The sequence below is a fragment of the Microcoleus sp. K4-B3 genome, assembly GCF_036704615.1.
Taxonomy (GTDB): Bacteria; Cyanobacteriota; Cyanobacteriia; order Cyanobacteriales; family Microcoleaceae; genus Microcoleus.
The window spans coordinates 78,830-96,342 of the sequence record NZ_JAUBSF010000004.1 but is presented as its reverse complement, the minus strand read 5'-3'; the positions used below and the strand labels follow the sequence as shown (position 1 = coordinate 96,342).

General features: G+C 48.2%; 13 protein-coding genes. 10 read left to right on the top strand and 3 right to left on the bottom strand.

Translation table 11 applies throughout. The features are described from left to right. Positions 1–129 precede the first annotated feature (129 nt). Positions 130–651, top strand: a complete 522-nt coding sequence (purE, locus tag QUA78_RS03795; protein WP_333299768.1) for a 5-(carboxyamino)imidazole ribonucleotide mutase — start codon at positions 130–132, stop codon at positions 649–651. A gap of 82 nt (positions 652–733) precedes the next feature. Next, positions 734–2,335, top strand: a complete 1,602-nt coding sequence (locus tag QUA78_RS03790; RefSeq protein WP_445302323.1) for an ammonium transporter — start codon at positions 734–736, stop codon at positions 2,333–2,335. 421 nt (positions 2,336–2,756) lie between these two features. On the opposite strand, the gene QUA78_RS03785 is transcribed toward QUA78_RS03790, so the two are convergent. Next, a complete protein-coding gene (locus QUA78_RS03785; RefSeq protein WP_333299770.1) occupies positions 2,757–3,359 on the bottom strand; it encodes an IS607 family transposase in 603 nt (200 codons plus the stop codon). Between the two features lie 281 nt (positions 3,360–3,640). On the opposite strand from QUA78_RS03785, the gene QUA78_RS03780 reads away from it, so the two are divergent. Continuing rightward, positions 3,641–4,552 carry an SGNH/GDSL hydrolase family protein gene (locus QUA78_RS03780; protein ID WP_333299771.1) on the top strand — a complete coding sequence of 304 codons (912 nt, stop codon included), beginning with the start codon at positions 3,641–3,643 and terminating at the stop codon, positions 4,550–4,552. Positions 4,553–5,006: 454 nt separating this feature from the next. After that, the gene (locus QUA78_RS03775; protein ID WP_333299772.1) at positions 5,007–6,437 is read left to right on the top strand and encodes an ammonium transporter; all 1,431 of its coding nucleotides are present in this window, start codon (positions 5,007–5,009) and stop codon (positions 6,435–6,437) included. A gap of 125 nt (positions 6,438–6,562) precedes the next feature. On the opposite strand, the gene QUA78_RS03770 is transcribed toward QUA78_RS03775, so the two are convergent. Continuing rightward, entirely contained in the window at positions 6,563–7,027 is a 465-nt protein-coding gene (locus QUA78_RS03770) for a GxxExxY protein (protein WP_333299773.1), read from the bottom strand. Positions 7,028–7,118: 91 nt separating this feature from the next. Between QUA78_RS03770 and QUA78_RS03765 the strand changes: the two genes are divergently transcribed. From QUA78_RS03765 to QUA78_RS03740, 6 genes are all read left to right on the top strand, one after another. Then, positions 7,119–8,324, top strand: a complete 1,206-nt coding sequence (locus QUA78_RS03765; RefSeq protein WP_333299774.1) for a 4-hydroxy-3-methylbut-2-enyl diphosphate reductase — start codon at positions 7,119–7,121, stop codon at positions 8,322–8,324. 741 nt (positions 8,325–9,065) lie between these two features. Next, positions 9,066–11,024 (top strand): CHASE3 domain-containing protein, encoded by a 1,959-nt coding sequence (locus QUA78_RS03760; protein ID WP_333299776.1) that lies wholly within the window; start codon positions 9,066–9,068, stop codon positions 11,022–11,024. After that, positions 10,987–11,433 carry a response regulator gene (locus tag QUA78_RS03755; RefSeq protein WP_333299777.1) on the top strand — a complete coding sequence of 149 codons (447 nt, stop codon included), beginning with the start codon at positions 10,987–10,989 and terminating at the stop codon, positions 11,431–11,433. Before QUA78_RS03760 ends, QUA78_RS03755 begins: the two co-directional genes overlap by 38 nt. A gap of 195 nt (positions 11,434–11,628) precedes the next feature. After that, entirely contained in the window at positions 11,629–13,104 is a 1,476-nt protein-coding gene (locus QUA78_RS03750) for an ATP-binding protein (protein ID WP_333299778.1), read from the top strand. A 424-nt stretch (positions 13,105–13,528) separates the two neighbouring features. Then, a complete protein-coding gene (locus tag QUA78_RS03745; protein ID WP_333299779.1) occupies positions 13,529–16,447 on the top strand; it encodes a response regulator in 2,919 nt (972 codons plus the stop codon). Positions 16,448–16,571: 124 nt separating this feature from the next. Beyond that, positions 16,572–17,069, top strand: coding sequence for a hypothetical protein (locus tag QUA78_RS03740; protein WP_333299780.1), 498 nt, complete (start codon positions 16,572–16,574; stop codon positions 17,067–17,069). A gap of 73 nt (positions 17,070–17,142) precedes the next feature. Here QUA78_RS03740 and QUA78_RS03735 read toward each other — a convergent pair whose 3' ends face one another. Beyond that, entirely contained in the window at positions 17,143–17,508 is a 366-nt protein-coding gene (locus QUA78_RS03735; RefSeq protein WP_039886668.1) for a response regulator transcription factor, read from the bottom strand. Positions 17,509–17,513 lie beyond the last annotated feature (5 nt).

The following is a 17,513-nucleotide window of genomic DNA, read 5'->3' as shown; positions in this document are numbered from 1 at the left end:
CGGCTGCTCAGACTGTCGCTGATGGCAAAATTGCTTTTAAGGGTCAGTTTTGGTACAAAATATCTAAATTTGAGTTAACGCAATCATTTAAAATTAGCATTTATCTGAAATCTGAAATCGGAAAATTGCATGAATCAACCGACAGTTGGAATTATCATGGGTAGCGATTCGGATTTGCCAACCATGAAAGATGCGATCGCAGTTTGCGAAGAATTCAGCGTTGCTTGCTCAGTGGCGATCGTCTCGGCGCACCGCACGCCGGATCGCATGGTGCAATACGCCCAAACCGCGCACCAACGAGGCTTGAAAGTCATTATCGCAGGTGCCGGGGGAGCGGCACACCTTCCGGGTATGGTAGCATCTTTAACGCCCTTGCCAGTAATTGGGGTGCCGGTACCGAGTCGCCACCTGCAAGGCATAGATTCGCTGTACTCGATCGTGCAAATGCCAGCCGGGATACCCGTAGCAACAGTGGCGATCGGCAATGCTAAAAATGCTGGGTTGCTGGCAGTTCAAATATTAGCAGTTTACCAGCCAGAATTGCTAGAGCGAGTCTTGGATTACCGCAAAACTTTGTCGGAATCTGTAATGAAAAAACAAACTCAGCTAGAAGAGCTAGGCTATCAGAAGTATCTCAATCTGAACCAATAACCTCTAAAGTTTTGTAGTATAATTGGGAGTTTTAGGAATAGGGCTGAGCAGATTAGTTGTAAAAAGGGTGAAAATGATTAAAATGACTGTCGGAAAGAAAAACTCGAAACAAGTCAGGCGGGAGGCTTTAAATTTGCCAGCAGCTAACTTTTTGACGAAAGTCAAAAGGTTCAAAAAATTACAAAGGACGATCGCCCGCCTCAGTCCAAGTTGGCAAGCCTGCATACCAATAGCAGCAATCATCGTCTTGGTGTGGGGATATGCGGCGGTAGCCCAAACAGCTCCCAGGCCAACAACCGAGGAACAATTAGCAAGTCTTAAGGTGGGCATGGATACCATGTGGGTGATGCTTGCTGCGATGCTAGTGTTCTTTATGAACGCCGGTTTCTGTATGTTGGAAACCGGTTTTTGCCGCCAAAAAAATGCAGTCAACGTGCTGTCAAAAAACTTGATTGTTTTTGCACTTTCTACGATCGCCTTTTGGGCGATCGGCTTTGCATTAATGTTCAGCAACGGCAACGGTTTTATTGGCAGCAGCGGCGGATTTTTCCTGTGGAATGTAGCGGACAACAGCCCCGCCACAGGAGACGCTTATCAAGGCATTTTCAGCTCATTAAACTGGACGGGAGTCCCCCTCAACGCTAAATTCTTTTTCCAATTAGTTTTTGCCGGAACGGCTGCCACGATCGTTTCTGGAGCAGTAGCAGAGCGAGTTAAATTCATTGACTTCTTAATTTTCAGCTTGCTGTTAGTAGGCATTGCTTACCCAATTACCGGACACTGGATTTGGGGCGGCGGCTGGCTGGCAAAAGCAGGCTTCTGGGATTTTGCCGGTTCGACAGTGGTTCACTCGGTAGGCGGTTGGGCTGCTTTGATGGGAGCGGCATTTTTGGGGCCGCGGATCGGCAAGTACCGCGACGGCGATACTGTGGCGATGCCGGGACACAATATGAGCATTGCCACCCTGGGCTGTTTGATTCTCTGGTTGGGCTGGTTCGGGTTCAATCCCGGTTCGACAATGGCAGTCGATCCAAATGCGATCGCCCACATTGCGATCACCACCAACACGGCGGGTGCCTTCGGGGGAGTTGCTGCAACGATTACTGCTTGGCTGTACCTAGGCAAACCCGACCTTTCGATGATTATCAACGGCATCCTCGCCGGCTTAGTCGGCGTAACAGCGAGCTGCGCTTGGATCAACGTACCCAACTCTGCCATAATCGGCACGATCGCCGGTATCCTGGTAGTTTTCGCAGTAACTTTCTTCGACAACTTGAAAATTGACGACCCTGTAGGGGCAACTTCAGTTCACTTAGTCTGCGGCATCTGGGGAACTCTGGCAGTTGGCTTGTTTGCTGACGGGCCTACAACTGGACTTTATACCACAGGCCCGGCAGCCGGATTGCTCGTGGGCGGAGGTTTCGGTCAACTCTGGTGGCAGTTGGTCGGCATTATCTCTGTAGGCGGGATGACCGTGCTGCTGAGTACGATTTTTTGGATGGCACTAAAAGCTTTGCTGGGTATCCGCGTTTCTGCTTTAGAGGAGGCTGAAGGTTTGGATATCGGCGAACACGGGATGGAAGCTTACACCGGGTTTGTGAAGGAAACGAGCTTGGACAACAGAATTGAGGGTGGCTACGGCGGTTATGCTGGGGGTTCTGGAGGTAGGACTACCAAACTGTAGAGCGTGCGAAGAGATCGACCAATTCAGCTTTCGTGTCCTAGATTAGCTATTTATAAGCTAATTTACCCCTTTATATCAATTCCGGTTACACCGGAATGATTGGGAGTGGGGAGTCGGGAGTCGGGAGTCGGGGAATGTGGAATTATTGATCTTGACTTGATCATTCCCATGCAACCGGAAACGATATTATTCAGAAAAACCGCAATCTGAAATAGCCGGTAACTTATGGCTGTCTATCGTTGTGCTCGCGTTTCAATCTTCGATGCGAACGCGGGCATATTTTTAATTGTTAGTTTACTTTTAATGGCTACATATAGCAGTTTTCGATTGCCTGAGATGTGCGCCGATAATTAGTAGTTGGTAATGGGGAAATGGGAATTGAGAATCTGTAACTGACTAGCGTTGCAAACTGGTGTATTGGTTAGAGTTTATCGGCAATTGCTTTAAGTTCTTCAACGATGCGCTTATTCTTGGAATTCCTGCTGCCATAAAGGCGGGCTGATAACATGGTGATTATTTCTAGTATATCTTTAGCTACATCCTCCTCACAGCTAGCATCTTCTGTGTGATTGATAATCACTACCTCTGTCCCAAAGTGTTCGCACAAACTAAAAATTAGTTCAGAACCAAATCTCAGCATTCTGTCTTTGTGAGTTAACACCAACCTTTCTACTTGATTGTCTGCGATCGCCCGAATTAGACGTTGTAAACCCCGCATACTGTAATTAACCCCAGAACCCACATCATCAATGATTTGGAATTGCCAGCCGTGAGATGCACAAAACAATTCCAAAATTTGTTTTTGTCTGTCTAAATCATCTTTTTGGTCGTGACTGCTAACCCGAGCGTAAGCAACGGTTAAAGCGCCGTTGGGTTTTAAGCCGAGAAGATGAGCTAGGTCATACCGTCTGTGACCGTTAGCCGTGCGTTCCGGTATTAGCTTGCCTTCGGCTTCCCACCTGCGTAAGGTGGAAGCGCTCACACCTTTAATTTTGGCTGCTTCAGTTATAGTTAATTTTTTCATTTTTGGATTTTAGCATCAGAAATGAGTAAGTTCGATCAGTTTTAGATATATTTTTGTGCAGTGCAGCGGCTTTGACAAATCCGATTTCGGTGCAAGAAAGTTTGGTAGCCAGATTTTTTATGGTAAAGTAGTGCGAAAAAGCAAAGTTCTGCATCGCTGTCGCGCCCAACACAGCACAGTGCTTGATTCTTACAAGAATTGAGGCTTTAATTGAGCGGTAAAATTTGATGCAGCAATGAGTGCAAATTATTCGGTGTGATGCCTGCAGATAGCTTGAGTTTATGGAGAAGTTTGGAGGAGGTAGCAGAAGTAGAACTCATAAATCCCTCTTAGGGATGGAAGTTAGCCGATCGAAAACTGTTCCGGTTTGGGCTTTGCTATCTTTGGTGACGAACGGGGTACTGATGCTCACCGTCGCTCAACTACTGCTGCGGGGACAAAACTTGACAGAAAGCTTCCAGGCTAATGATGCGGTGACGGCAGAAAGCGCCCAGGAACAAATTGACCAACCGGTGACCTCTGCAAACGCAGTGCTAGACGTGCCCGTTCCAGGACCGCGACATAAATGGACTTACCAGCAGTGGGTGACGCAGTTGGGTCGCGAAGCTGAAGCGGCGGCGGCGAATCGACCCTCCAGACTGAGTGTTTTGGCTGGGGATTCTCTGAGTATGTGGTTTCCGACGAAGCTGTTACCGGTCGATCGAATTTGGCTGAATCAAGGGATTTCCGGGGAGACTTCCGTGGGTTTGCTGAAGCGGTTGCAGTTGTTCGATCGAACTGTGCCGGATACGGTGTTTGTGATGATCGGGATTAACGATTTGTTGCGGGGGGCCAGCGACGAAGGGATTTTGGACAACCAGCGGCAGATTATTCGCGATTTGCGGTGGGCTCACCCCAAAGCAGAAGTAGTTGTGCAGTCGATTTTGCCGCACAGCGGGGAACAAGCTACTTGGGAAAATCGCGATCGGCTGTTGGCGATTCCTAACAGTCGGATTCGCGCAATAAATCGGCGGCTGAAAGAAATTGCTAGTTCTGAAAATGTTTTGTATCTGGATTTGTACCCGCTGTTTGCGGATGCTGACGGCAATTTGCCAACCGAACTCAGCACAGACGGCTTGCATCTTAACGATCAAGGTTATCTGGTTTGGCGATCGGCCCTGCAACTGTTCGGTCAGATGCAGTTGAAAAATTAGTCATGAGTTATTAGTCGTTAGTTAGAAAGATGAAGGATGAAGTCATATTCTCCCCGACTCTCCCCCTCTCCTCCTCCCACTCTCCCCAACTCAAAACTTTCCCCCTCTCCTCAACTCGCCCTCCCCAAATACTCTGCTGTCAAAGGCTATGTCAAGTAGCGACCGATAGATTAAGAAATACGATCGTTAGCTATTTAGTATAGGGTGATACAGAAGTCCTGTTTGTACAAATGGTGCAATCCAAAAGGCATAGACCATTGAATTGATAGTTGACAAATTTAGATGAGTCCGGCTATACGAAGTCGGGGGTTGAGGATTGGGGAATTATCTATTGAAGATTTGTTCCGCTAAAACAGGGACTTAAAACCAAAGCACTATTGCATCTAAAATCCTCGCATCTAAAATTGGCCCGGTCTTCCCTGAAAATTGCTGAGTATGAGAAGGTACAACTAACGTGATCAAAAAAAGTTTAACGATCGGCATCATCGCGCTGTGGCTGTTAAGCGTGCCGCTGACGAACAATGCCTTAGCTCAAGATGCTGCTGGTGCTGCAGCGGTGGCCCCTAATCCGATCGACACCGGCGATACGGCCTGGATGTTGGTCTCCTCAGCACTGGTATTGCTAATGACACCGGGGCTGGCGTTTTTCTACGGGGGACTGGTGCGATCGCGCAACGTCCTCAACACCATGATGATGAGCTTAGTCATGATGGGACTGATCGGCGTCACCTGGACGCTGTGGGGCTACAGTTTGGCATTTGACGTTTCGACTCCAGCGTCCGAAGGCTTTGGTAAAGGGATCGAAAGCTTCATCGGCGGCTTCGACTGGATGTTCTTGAACAACGTCACTGCAGACAAACCAGATCCGATCGGCTACGCACCGACAATACCCCACCAAGTCTTCATGGTGTACCAGATGATGTTCGCGATCATCACTCCAGCCTTGATTTCCGGGGCGATCGTCGAACGGGTAACATTTAAAACCTATTTCTGGTTCGTGCTGCTGTGGTCTACCTTCATCTACTCTCCTTTAGCCCACTGGGTTTGGGGTAGAGGCTGGCTGCAGGCGATCGGAGCTCTCGACTTTGCCGGTGGCACTGTCGTACACATCAGTTCCGGCGTATCAGCCGTAGTCGCAGCTTGGGTAATCGGGCCCCGCAAAGACCACTTAAACAAGCCCCACACCCCCCACAACGTACCCTACGTGTTGCTGGGAATTGGGATGCTGTGGTTCGGCTGGTTTGGCTTCAACGGCGGTAGTGCTTTGGGAGCTGGTTCTTTAGCAACAGTGGCTTTTGTCACCACGATGATTGCTACAGCAGCCGGCGGTTTAACTTGGACAATTGTGGAATGGGTGCTCAAAGGCAAACCCACAGCAGTGGGAATTGCTAGCGGTTTCCTAGCGGGATTAGTGGGCATCACACCTGCGGCTGGATTCGTGCTTCCAGTGGGAGCGCTTTTGATCGGATCGATCGCTGCTGTTTGCTGCTTCTTTGCCGTTAGTTTCCGGGCTAAGCTGGGATTTGACGACTCTTTGGATACCTTCCCGATTCACGGCGTCGGCGGGACTGTGGGCGCGATTCTGACTGGCGTGTTTGCGACTAAAGCGGTTAACGCTGCCGGAAATGACGGGCTGTTTGCCGGGAATCCGGGGCTAATCGTGACCCAGTTGGTAGGCGTTCTAGCTACTTACGTGTTTGCCGCTGTGGGCACTTTTGCGATCCTGAAAATTTTGGGGCAGTTTATGGAACTGCGAGTGCCCTCATCTGCTGAAGACCAAGGTTTGGATATCGGCCAGCACGGGGAAGAAGCTTACGGTGAGGATTTTGCCGGCGGTTTCAGTTCGTTTGAATCGAGCTCTCCTTTTGCGCCGAAGAAGGTTTGAAGCTGATTTTCTGAATAAGTTCGATCGTGCAGAGACTCAGCTATCTGGGTCTCTCGGCTTTTTTTAAGTTTTTTTTTACGAACCGCGAAGGCGCGAAGAGCGCGAAGAAGGAAGAGGAAGAAGGGTTAAGATGAGAGAATTATGCGTTTGATGCCTTCTTTGAGGATCGGAACGTTGAAGTTGATCAGAAGGCCTAGGGTGTTTTTGGTCATTTTAAGATAGGAGATAACTTGGGCTTCATGGATGGGAGCTAGCTTTTCGACAGCTTTTAATTCGACAATCAGGATATCGCCAACCAGAAAGTCTAATTGACCTTCGCCAACTGGATAACCTTTGTAGGTGATTGCTACTAGCTTTTTGGGGTGACAAGCTATCCCCCGCATCCGAAATTCAACTTCTAAGGATTCCTGATACACTGATTCTAAAAATCCTGGCCCCAAAAGCCGATGCACCTCAATAGCCGCCCCAATCGCTCTATAAGCCAACTGTTCTACCTGTTCGCCCAATTGTCTCATTCTTCTTTCGCGTTCTTCGCGTCTTCGCGGTTCATTGCTTCTTGCTTCTCCATGTGTCGATCGTATAAATAGCATATCCCCTCTTCGCTATTGAGCCAATAATCCCGATCGCACCCCAGGCATTCTAAAATCAAAGGTAATTAACCTAGATTTCTACTCGATACGCATGGATACTAAAGCTTTTAAACGATCGCTCCAACAGTCTGAGAACTACCACCGCAAGGGTTTCGGACACGAAGTTGAGGTAGCTGGCGTGATGCAGACGGCTTATCAAAGCAGTCTGATCCAGCAAATTCGCGACAATAATTACAGGCTGGAACGCGGCGCAGTCACGATCCGACTGGCTCAGGCTTTTGGCTTTTGCTGGGGGGTGGAACGCGCTGTAGCTATTGCTTACGAGACTCGCCAGCATTTCCCCTCCGAACGGATTTGGATTACTAATGAGATTATTCACAATCCGTCTGTAAATCAGCATTTGCGCGATATGGAAGTTGGTTTTATTGCTGTTGAGAAGGGGCAGAAAGATTTTTCAGTTGTCGATAGCGGTGATGTGGTAATTTTACCGGCTTTTGGGGCGAGCGTGCAAGAAATGCAGTTGCTTAATGATAAGGGCTGCAAGATTGTTGATACTACTTGTCCTTGGGTTTCTAAGGTTTGGAATACTGTTGAAAAGCACAAAAAGAGGGATTACACTTCGATTATTCACGGTCAGTACAAGCATGAGGAAACTGTTGCTACGAGTTCTTTTGCTGATAAGTATTTGATTGTGCTGAATTTGCAGGAAGCTGAATATGTCAGCAATTATATCTTGCACGGTGGCGACCGGGATGAGTTTCTGGCTAAGTTTAGTAAGGCTTATTCTGCTGGTTTTGACCCGGATCTGGATTTGGAAAGGGTGGGGATTGCTAACCAAACTACTATGCTCAAAACTGAGACAGAGAATATGGGCAAGTTGTTTGAAAAAACGATGATGCGGAAGTTCGGTCCGGAAAATCTGAATGAACATTTTCTGAGTTTTAATACTATCTGCGATGCGACTCAGGAACGGCAAGATGCTATGTTGAGTTTGGTTGAGGAAAAGTTGGATTTGATGCTGGTGATTGGGGGTTTTAATTCTTCTAATACTACGCATTTGCAGGAAATTGCGAGCGACAAAACTGTTCCTTCTTATCACATTGATTGTGCGGAGCGCATTTTACCGGGAAATCGGATCGAACATAAGCCTTTGGGGGCTGATTTGGTGGTAACTGAAGGTTGGCTACCCGATGGTAAAATTGTGGTAGGCGTGACTTCGGGTGCTTCTACGCCTGATAAGGTTGTTGAAGATGCGATCGATCGCATTTTGGCGATGAAAGCCCCTGCGGTTGCCTAATTATATCGTTTCCGCTGGCATCGGAATAATCATTTTTCGAGTGCAGTGCGAGCGTCTCGCTCTGTTGGCGAGCCAGACGCTCGATCGCGCTCGCAAACAGAGTATTATTCCGATGTTACCGGATTTGATATTCAACTAATTTCAACCGATGAATTCTCCGCTGTTACCCGATCGCTCGCCTTTGTGATACTATTCACCCGCGTCATCGCTTCTGTGAATTTCTCCCTGCCTCCAACAGATTATTTTTTAAATAAAATATGAAAAGTTGGCCTTTTTTTGTGGCTAAAAAGCTTGACTTGGCTATTTTGATAATGTATTATTTAATAATGGAAATATTGGCAAAATTTAAATTTATCTCAACACTCCCATTATTTAAAATATACCCCAAAAATCAACTTAAGTCAATAGGTAAAAACTCTTTTCTTCGCGCCGCAATTTGAAACTGCCAAAGGAACACGAACGATACAAAAATCGATGCAAAAAAAGGCGAATTCAGCTTTGCAGGCTATCCTAGATTGTCTGGTGTCTGGCTGAATTAGGAGACGCAAGAGAGCGACTTATTGCATCTCTGACTTAAGAGGGATGCGAGAAGGAGCGAGGCTAAACTACACACAAGATCGATCGCACATTTGAGCCTTAAATTTATAGGCTTTGGCCGCCTGCCTGCCCGCACCAAAAATTCGGCTAGTATTAATCCAGCTAAAATAAAAGAAAAAGCAGGACTCGCGTGCCGAGTATTTCATGAAACAATCGCTGACTAGCCAAATCACCGCAGGTATCGGAATGGCCGTGGCGCTACTGATTTTCAATGCGGCAACTTCCTACCGCAACACTCTCAAGTTAGTCGAAAACGAACGCTGGGTTGGCCACACTCACCAAGTTTTAACCGAGCTCGAAGCCACGCTTTCCACGTTAAAAGATGCTGAAACCGGACAGCGCGGTTATTTGCTGACGGGAGAAGAACGCTATTTAGAACCGTATCACAGCGCGATCGCCCGCATCAACGAACAAGTAGTCGGATTGCAGCAGCTAACCGCCGACAACAACCGACAGCAACAGCGCATTCGCGACTTGAAAGTTGCGATCGACTCTAAATTAGGCGAACTTGAAAAAACCATCAATTTGCGACGCCAACAAAACTTAGAAGCAGCCCTGCGGCGAATAAAATCAGGTAGGGGAAAGCAAATCATGGGCGACATTCGGCAGCAGATAGCCGCCATGACTGCCGAAGAAACTCAGCTATTGCAGCAGCGCGCCCGAGAATCTCAAGCGAGTGCTAATTTGACAATCCTGACTTTTACCGTTGCCGCTTTAGTAAATTTCCTGTTGATGGTGTTGGTTTACTATTTGGTGAAGCGCGATCGAACTTTGCGCGACAATGCCGAAATCAAGCAAAATCAAATGTTAGAACAGCTAGAACACGATCGCCACTCCTTAGAATTAACCGAAGAACGTTTCCGCCGCGCCATTCTCAACGCCCCGCTGCCAATTATGCTGCACGCTGAAAACGGAGAAGTTTTGCAAATTAACTGCGCTTGGACAGAACTCTCAGGCTACCAACACTCAGAAATTCCCACAATTGAAGATTGGACAGAAAAAGCTTACCACAGCCGCAAATCGTTAGTGAAAGCAGATATAGATCGGCTGCACCAATTAAACGCGCGCATTTCTGAAGGCGAATATATGATTGCCACAGCCAGCGGCGAAAGTCGAATTTGGGACTTTTATTCCGCACCTTTAGGCAAGCTTTCCGACGGCAGAAGTTTAGTAATTAGTACCGCCATTGACGTAACTGCGCGCAAACAAGCAGAAGCAGAAATTCGGATGCTCAACGCTACCTTAGAACGGCGAGTAGAACTCCGCACCAATCAACTTCAAGCAGCTAACGAAGAATTAGAAGCTTTCACCTATACCGTCGCCCACGATTTGCGCGCTCCCCTGCGGGGAATGCAGGGATTAGCTGAAGCTTTATTAGAAGATTACCGCGACCTCCTCGACGAACTCGGTCAAGAATACGCCCAGCAAATTGTTAATTCTGGGCAACAATTAGAAGCATTGATCCAAGATTTGCTAGCTTACAGCCGCCTGAGCCGCGCTGATTTATCGCTGCAAGTTTTAGAGTTAGAATCTGCTGTCACCGAGGCAATTGCTATGGTACAAGCCGACGCTAAATCCAGGCACGCTCAAATCAGTGTTCGATCGCCCTTGCCTGCGGTAATTGCCCACCGCGTTACTTTAGTTCAAGTAATCGCAAATCTGCTCACCAATGCTATAAAATTTGTCGAAGGCGCACCGCCCCAAGTGCAGATATGGGCTGAGGAAATTGAGCTGCCTCAAGAGGGAGAGACAGACAGCGAGACAGCGGGAGAATTGGAAAGGGCAACAGTGGGGCAGTGGGAGCATTCCCAGTTACTGATTGCCAGTTGCCTATTGCCAGTCCGCATAATCCGTCTGTGGGTAGAAGACAACGGCATAGGTATTGCTGCTGAACACCAAAAACGCATTTTTCGGGTTTTTGAACGGCTGCACGGTATCGAGTCTTACCCCGGAACTGGTATAGGATTAGCTATTGTACAAAAAGGGATCGATCGCATGGGGGGTCAAGTAGGGGTGGAATCTCAATTAGGACAAGGCAGTCGATTTTGGATACAACTGAGGAAGCATGAGCCAAAGGCATACGATTTTACTGGTGGAAGATAATCCCGTTGATATTCTATTGATGCAGCGGGCTTTTCGGAATGAGATTTTTACTAATACTTCGCTGCAAATTGTCCGAGATGGAGATGCAGCGGTTTTTTATTTAAATGGTGACGGAGAGTACAGCGATCGCGATCGCTATCCTTTACCTGCGGTAATTTTACTAGACTTGAAATTGCCCAGGCGATCGGGTCACGAGGTTCTGGTTTGGCTGAAGCAGCAGCCGGAACTAAAACGCTTGCCGGTGGTTATGCTTACTTCTTCTAGCCAAACACTTGATGTCAAACTAGCTTACGATTTAGGGGTAAATTCTTATTTGGTTAAACCGATCGGGTTTGCTTCTTTATTGGAAATGATGCAGAGTTTTAGGGAGTATTGGCTCAACTATACCGAACTGCCGGAACCTCGATAATTTTCGGGTTTTTAGTGACGGTTCCCCGGTTTTTCTTCCTCGTTTCCTCGTTACCAGACTCTTCCTGGTAACGAGGAAATTAAGTTTCTAGTCAGGAAGCCCGTCCTCTATCATATTAAAGGGGCAACCTCCAACATTTTTATTATTAGTGATTGAGCGGCACTCTAGCTAACAGCCAAATTATCAATTGTTAAAATGGTACACATTCTGGTAATTGACGATAACCCAACGGATCGGCTGCTGGTCAAACGCGAGTTAGAGCGGCAATTCTCGCAATTGCAAATAACGGAAATTTCCGACGATAGATTATTCGGGGAAGCACTGAATCGAGGCGGATTCCATCTGGTAATTACCGACTACCAACTGCGCTGGACGAATGGTTTAGATGTGCTAAAAACTATCAAAGCCAGTTATCCAGAATGCCCGATTGTAATGTTTACGAATACTGGCAACGAAGAAGTTGCTGTAGAGGCTATGAAGTCAGGATTGGACGACTACATTATCAAGTCGCCGAAGCACTACGTCCGCCTTGGCGTTGCGGTTCGCGCAGTGCTCGATCGAGTTGCCGCCTGGAAACGAGTCGCCCGACTGGAAAATCAACTTAATTCTCTGCTAGAACGCTTAAATGTCGGAGTTTTTCGAGCGACTTCCCAGGGAAAGCTTTTGGAAAGCAATCAAGCTTTTTTGCACTTGTTTGATGCCAGCCATTTAGCAGATGTCCAAGGCATTTATCTCCAGCAATTGTTTTTGCAGCCGCTAGATGCAGGAGAGTCTCGGTCTCAAAATCTCGAAATTACATTTCCTTTGGCAGACGGTCGAGTAAAATGGATTCGGTTTACTCAATATCTCTACAGCGCCGAAGGTGAACGTACGATCGAGGGATTGGTTGAAGATGTTACGGAACTCAAGCAGGCTGAACTTGCTTTGCGCCAATTTAATGAAACTTTGGAAGATCGGGTGAGAGAGCGTACTGCTGAGTTAGAAGAAGTTAACGCACAGCTCGAATCGTTTACCTATTCAGTTTCTCACGACTTGCGCGCTCCTCTGCGGGGAATTTTGTTTTTTGCTGAAATGTTGCTCCAAGATAAAGCCAGCGAGTTGGATGCTACCGCACAGGATTACTTGTATCGGATGACCGACGCTGCAAGTCTGATGAATACTTTAATCGAAAATTTGCTAGAGTACAGCCGCCTCAGCAGGGCTAACTTACCGCTAAAAGCAGTTTCTCTTAATTTAATTGTGGCTCGCTCGATCGCGCAACTAGAAACTCAAATTGCCCAAACACAAGCTCGGATAACTGTTGTCGAACCGATGCCTGAGGTGTTGGCACATCCTCCTACACTGCTGCAAGTCTTGGCTAACTTGCTCTCCAATGCTATTAAATTTGTGCAGCCGGGGATAGAGCCGCAGGTGCGATTTTATGCTGAAGCGGAGGAGGAATATATCTGTCTTTGGGTAGAAGACAACGGCATTGGAATTGCATCTGAGTTTCATGAAAGAATTTTTGGGTTGTTCGATCGCCTGCACGGTCAAGAAGTGTATCCAGGGACGGGAATTGGGCTGGCGATAGCGAACAAAGGAGTCGATCGGATGGGCGGTGCGATCGGGCTGGAATCGACACTGGGAACCGGTACCCGATTCTGGGTAAAATTGCGCAAGTGCGATTGTTGAGGAAGCAAGTTCCGGAACGCGCAGTGAATCGGGATTTTAAAGATGAGGTTGCAGGGAAGAGGTTTTTTAACAGCCATATTCTGCTGTAGCTGCAAGAATCAATCAACCCGCTTCCTCAAACCACAATACAGAAGAAATAAGTAGTATAGTAAGAGTTAACCGATCTCTTGCACCGTTCCCGCCAGAGCAGGCTTTCTGACCTGTTCTACAACAACTTAATTAATTTGTTTTTTGTGGGACACGCCCCTGAAAGGCTGGTTGAGGATCTTAGAATCTGTAAGATATAATAAAATACAAGCAAATACAATCAACTTATTTGCAAGTCTAATTAGCCAGCCAAGTAAATATTCAAATTATCGAGATTGCTTAATAACATATTCTTAGATTAAAGAATGTTTGCGCCAATACAAAAAGTAAAAGCCCAATGCTGTCTATTCTGTTAATCGACGACAACCCGAACGATCGCCTGATGATAGATCGAGAACTGAGGAAAACTTTTGCCGATTTAGAAATTAAGTCGGTTATTGATATCCAAACTCTCGAACAAGCCCTGACCGCCGGGGGTTTTGACATAGTAATTACCGATTACCAACTCCACTGGAGTGACGGATTAACTATTCTCCAAAAAGTTCAAAGCCGCTACCCAAATTGTCCGGTAATTATGTGTACTGACAGCGGCAGCGAACAAGTGGCAGTTGAAGCGATGAAAGCGGGTTTGAGCGATTACGTATTCAAAGGGCGGCACTTCAAGCGGCTGGCCGGGGCCGTGGGCGAAAGCTTGAAAAAACAGCAGTTGCGCGAGAACTACGCGAAAACGTCGGCGCAGTTGGCAATTTCCGAGGAAAGGCTGAGGTTGGCGATCGAAGCCTCGAAAATGGGGACTTGGGATTGGAATTTATTAAATGGCGAGGTCGTTTGGTCTGAGGGACACGAAGTGTTATTGGGGTTGGAAAAAGGCAGTTTTGCGGGAACTTACGAAGCGTTTTTTGCCTGCATTCACCCGGATGACCAGGCTTCGATCGCCCGGGCTGTTGCCTTTGCTTTAGAAAACAAAATAGAATACCAATACGAATTTAGAGTCATTTGGCCCGACGGCAGCTTGCACTGGATCGCGAGTAGGGGCAAGTTTTTTGATGATGATACCGGTAAATCGGTACGATCGAGCGGCGTGGTTTGGGATATTACCGATCGCAAATTATCGCAAGCACGGGTGCAAGAAAGCGAGGAAAATTTGCGCTTTGCTCTAGAAGCAGCTAACACGATCGCTTTTACCTGGGATGTGGCATCGGGGGAAGTCCGCGGTTCGTCCAATACCGAAACCCAGATTGGTTTGGGCCCAGACAGCACCTGCGGTACTTTTGAGCAAAAAAAGAATGCGGTGCATCCAGAAGACCGCGAAAGCTTTTTGGCAGATGTGGATGCCGCACTCAGCGGGACGGGAGTTTACGAGTCGGAATACCGCCAAGTGCGACCCGACGGCTCAGTGATTTGGCTTCACGACAAAGGGCGGGTGGTTTTTGACGCATCCGGCAGACCCTTTCGGCTCTTCGGCGTGGCGATCGACATTACGGATCGCAAACAGTTAGAATACGACCGCGAGCGGGCGTTGGCGCGCGAGCAGTCGTATTTGCGCCGCCTGCAAAAGTTAACCTGCGCGTCAGTTGCCATCAACTCCACGCTGTCGGTGGCAGAAATACTTCAGTTAGCAGCAGATAGCGCCCGCCAAATTCTCGAAGTCCACCAGGTAGCGGTCAACCTCAACCCTTCCACTAACTGGGATGCGGGAATGAGCAAGTTTTCCATGTCAGAAAAATACGCCGCGTGGCAAGATTACTGCGAACAGCCAGACGGTACGGGCGTTTACCAGGAAGTTTGCCAGCATCAACGGGCGATGCGCATGACTCAAAGCGAGTTAGAGGCTCACCCGGCCTGGCGGGGGTTCGGCAAAGCTGCGGGCAAGCACCCGCCGATGCGGGGCTGGCTGGCTGTACCGCTGACGACTCGGGACGGCAGAAATCTGGGATTGATTCAGTTGTCCGACAAGTACGAGGGGGAGTTTGCCGAAGATGACCAAAGTATTTTAATGCAGTTGGCTCAGGCGGTGTCGGGGGCGATCGATAATGCCCGGCTTTACGAGGAATCTCAGCAGGCAAATCGGATGAAAGATGAGTTTTTGGCAACTCTTTCTCACGAGCTGCGATCGCCCTTAAACGCGATTTTGGGCTGGGCGCAACTGCTGCGGCAGCGCAGTTTCAGTCCGGCTGCTACTGGGCGGGCTTTGGAAACGATCGAGCGAAATGCTAAATTGCAAACTCAATTGATTGATGATTTGCTGGATATTTCGAGAATTATTCGCGGCAAGTTGACTTTGAATCCTTGTACGGTAAATATGATTTCTATGGTGGAAGGAGCGGTGAATACGGTGCGGTTGGCCGCCGATGCTAAGTCGATCGATTTGCGGTTTGCAATTGTAGATTTGGGCTTGGAGACTGCTGAATTTTCCGAACCCGGCGAGGTTTCTGACAATCCTAAATCTCAGTTAAATCCGAAATTTTGGGTATCAGGAGACCCCGGCCGCTTGCAGCAAGTGATTTGGAATTTGCTGACGAATGCGATTAAGTTTACGCCGCCCGGGGGGCGAGTTGACATCCGGCTGAAGCGAGTTGATTCGGAGGTTGAGCTGGCTGTTACCGACACGGGAATTGGGGTGGCTGCGAATTTTTTGCCTTACGTGTTTGAGTCTTTCCGGCAAGCGGATGCTACGATTACTCGCAATTATAGCGGTTTGGGGCTGGGTCTGGCGATCGTCCGGCAGTTGGTGGAACTCCACGGCGGCACGGTTTGGGCCCAGAGTCCGGGACTGGATATGGGATCGACTTTTACTTTCCGTCTCCCTTCGATGCAGGTAAATTCGATCGCCGGCGCTTCCTCGCCGGTTTTGGCTGGCGCTGGTAATTTACTGGGAGTTAAGGTTTTGCTGGTTGATGACGAGGTTGATTCGCGGGAATTTATGAGGTTTGTCTTGGCAGATTCCGGGGCCGATGTTAGGGCTGCATCGTCTGCTGCTGAGGCGTTTGAGGTGGCTTCGCAGTTCGGGCCGGATGTTTTGGTCAGCGATATCGGAATGCCGGAGGAAGATGGCTATTCGCTGCTACGAAGGCTGCGCTCTTTGAACATCAAGGGAGAGAAATTTTGGGCGATAGCTCTGACGGCTTATGCTAGGGATGAAGACCGCGATCGTGCTTTTGCTGCGGGTTTCGATCGGCATCTGTCTAAACCTGTGGCACCCGATGTTTTGGTAGAGACTATAGTCAAGTTCAGGCAGCAAGCGCTAACAACATAAAAAACTCAATTAATAATTAGGAATTGGTAATTGTGCGCTGCTTTGAGACTGGTTTCTCGATTAGGTGTAACACTTTATTAGTTCGGGTTAATATGCTAAGATATCCAAAAACCACGGTAATTAAGTGGACAAACTTCAGACAGACATAGAGGCAATTTACTCTCAGATTGAGGAATTGCGCCGGGAACGCCAGCAGCTTAGCAATACCGCGATCGCCCCCGCTGGGGATTCGCCCCGAGCGATCGCCGATGCTTACCGCCGTCACGCGAGGGAAACAGCACAAGTGTCGGCAGAAGTCAAGGGGATTGATGATGCGATCGTTGCTCTGTCTGCTCAACTGAATCAGAAACAGCAGCAGTCGGTAAACTTGCAAAGAATCAGTCCGATGGAGCAGCAAGTTGAAGAAGGAAGAGCGCTCGCTCAGGGACACGCGGAACGGATTAACGAACTGGCGGCGGAACTGGCGGCGGAAGTGAAGGGACTCAAAGCCATCGCCGACCAAATTAGCCCCAGCTACTGGCAGGTTTATTACAAGCCTTTTATTACTGGTTTTAAGAGTATTTCTGTTCCCTACGTGCGATCGGACGGGGATGTTTGGACTATTGTCAATCGAGTAGTTTAGAGAGGCTGCGGGAACAGAAATAAGAAGCACTCAAGACAATTTTTTTCCTTTTTCCTGTCCCTATTCCTCTACCTCAACCCCGCAGCAGTTGCTTAATAGTGCCGACCAATTCTTGAGGGTGAAATGGCTTGGCGATGTAAGCGTCGGCTCCTTGTTTCATTCCCCAGTAGCGATCGAACTCTTCGCTTTTGCTCGAACACATTACCACCGGCAAATTTTGGGTTTTAGGGTCGCTTTTGAGCCGGCGACAGACTTCGTAGCCGTTCATCCGGGGCATCACGATATCCAGAACGACTAAATCCGGGCGGTTAGCCTTGATTTGCTCTAGAGCTTCTACGCCATCACTCGCTACCGTGACGTTGAGCCCTCTACCTTTGAGCAAGTCGGCGATCATCTCCCGCAGAGTGACGCTATCATCAACAACCATAACTGTACTCATAGAAT